The organism is Chamaesiphon sp. (genome assembly GCF_041737865.1).
Classification (GTDB): Bacteria; Cyanobacteriota; Cyanobacteriia; order Cyanobacteriales; family Chamaesiphonaceae; genus Chamaesiphon.
The window spans coordinates 1-1,836 of sequence record NZ_JBGSQZ010000081.1 but is presented as its reverse complement, the minus strand read 5'-3'; the positions used below and the strand labels follow the sequence as shown (position 1 = coordinate 1,836).

Here is a 1,836-nt window from a genome sequence, read left to right as displayed (position 1 = left end):
AGTAATGATACTCTCTCAAACCTTTAGCCCTTGTCGGTTATGGACTAATTCAGAGAAGAAAATCCCAGAGGGGCAAAATAGTAGCATTCAGTTATAAATATGCTGATTCCCCCTTTTCGGGGATTAATACAAAAAACCCCACACTGGGAGACGATTACAAACATTGGTTTAGGGCTAAGTTTTTTCAGCAGTATCGATTGTTCTTTCGATTTCATCAGACAAGTAAAATTATCGTCTATGCTTGGGTTAATGACGAGGACACTAAACGCGCCTATGATAGTAATACCGATGCTTATCTAGTTTTCAAGAAGATGCTGGATCGCAGTTATCCTCCTGATAATTGGGATGAATTACTAGCAGCGGTAAAAGGTGAAATAGATCGCCTGGATAAAGTTAATCAGGAAATTTAATCATAGCATACAGCTTTACTTTAAAGTTGAATTTTTCCAATTGCCAGATCGATCCAAATTTTTACAGGGATTTTCCCACATATCCTCTAGCAATTCCAATTACTTTTATAAGTCTTATGGCGTATAGCAACTTTTCGTTAGCTCAGGTACAGCAGCAGTTTGAACTAAATGTTTTGCAAGGAACCTTTTTTGATGATGTCCCGCCACTTACTTCAAGCGGGTGGCTCAACGAATTTTTGGATCGCTCGGCTCCATTGGCAGCAACATTGGGAACGGAGAAAGTCAGATCGGAATTGATCGTCGCGCCACTATTATTTGAGTTGCGTGAATTGCTAGACCGACGCATCGGACTGTTCTCTGGAGTGGATTTTAATGTTGCTCCAGAGCTAGGATTAAATGGAACGTGCGATTTTTTATTGACCAGATCTCCGAATGAGTTGGTTATTCAAGCTCCAGCAATTATTTTGATTGAGGCTAAAAAAGGCGATCTCAATGTCGGGTGGGGTCAGTGTGCAGCAGAGATGGTTGCTGCCCAGAAGTTCAATCAAGCAGCTACTCAGGAAGTAGCAACTATTTATGGGAGTGTTACCACGGGTACACAGTGGCAGTTTCTCAAGCTGACGAGACAGGATTTAACGATCGATGTCACCGAATATTCACTCAATCCACTTGACAGAATTCTCGGTATTCTCAAGTGGATGGTCAATAGTCAAAGTTGAATTCCTCATACTTTTAACTAGAAATTTAGCCAATAAAATTTAAGCTAATGCTCTGAGTGTTAACGATCGAATCGTGCGAGAATCGCTCAAACATGTTACTTTTTATGCAAGAGATTTTCACCAACAAGATCCAAATTAATGGGCATTAAACTACCTGAAATTAAGATCGTTCGCACTACTCCCCCAAATCTCGTGGGTGGATCTGCTGCTGTAGAAGAGCCGTTGACTGTCAAACCAGTTGCGCCAGGTGTCTGGGATGAGTTTCTCCAACTGCAAATTTCCTCAGCCACGCGGAGATCCTATGCCGCAGGACTTAGAGACTTTTTCCGGCGGGAATTCCAAGTATCGGTTTCCCCAGAGACGATTGTAGCTTTCTTGCACTTGTCCGAACGGGAGGCGATAGCGAAGCGCTGCCTTGAGCAGGTCGGGTATGTCATTGCCTACCCTTGGACATTTGCTCGAAGCTCAATTGTCAGCGAGTACTGTAAATGCGCGGTTGGCGGCTTTGAAGTCGTTTGTGACTCATGCCGCCAAGCGCAAATTGTGTGCTTTTAGACTGGATGATATTGGGGTTTTTTGTATTAATCCCCGAAAAGGGGGAATCAGCATATTTATAACTGAATGCTACTATTTTGCCCCTCTGGGATTTTCTTCTCTGAATTAGTCCATAACCGACAAGGGCTAAAGGTTTGAGAGAGTATCATTAC

General features: G+C 42.7%; 2 protein-coding genes and 1 pseudogene. All 3 read left to right on the top strand.

All coding sequences use genetic code 11. The features are described 5' to 3' along the window. Nucleotides 1-59: 59 nt before the first annotated feature. Nucleotides 60-410: pseudogene (locus ACEW9J_RS05625) on the top strand (type II toxin-antitoxin system YhaV family toxin); the annotation flags it as partial. A 116-nt stretch (nucleotides 411-526) separates the two neighbouring features. Beyond that, nucleotides 527-1,129: a hypothetical protein gene (locus ACEW9J_RS05620; RefSeq protein ID WP_373544156.1), complete on the top strand. Its 603-nt coding sequence runs from the start codon at nucleotides 527-529 to the stop codon at nucleotides 1,127-1,129. Between the two features lie 138 nt (nucleotides 1,130-1,267). After that, on the top strand, nucleotides 1,268-1,684 hold the full coding sequence (locus ACEW9J_RS05615) for a hypothetical protein (protein ID WP_373544155.1): 417 nt from the start codon (nucleotides 1,268-1,270) through the stop codon (nucleotides 1,682-1,684). Nucleotides 1,685-1,836: the final 152 nt, after the last annotated feature.

Excerpts from the sequence above, each read along its gene's own strand:
- ACEW9J_RS05620 (WP_373544156.1), top strand. The coding sequence starts at position 527 with ATGGCGTATAGCAACTTTTCGTTAGCTCAGGTACAGCAGCAGTTTGAA.
- ACEW9J_RS05615 (WP_373544155.1), top strand. The coding sequence starts at position 1,268 with ATGGGCATTAAACTACCTGAAATTAAGATCGTTCGCACTACTCCCCCA.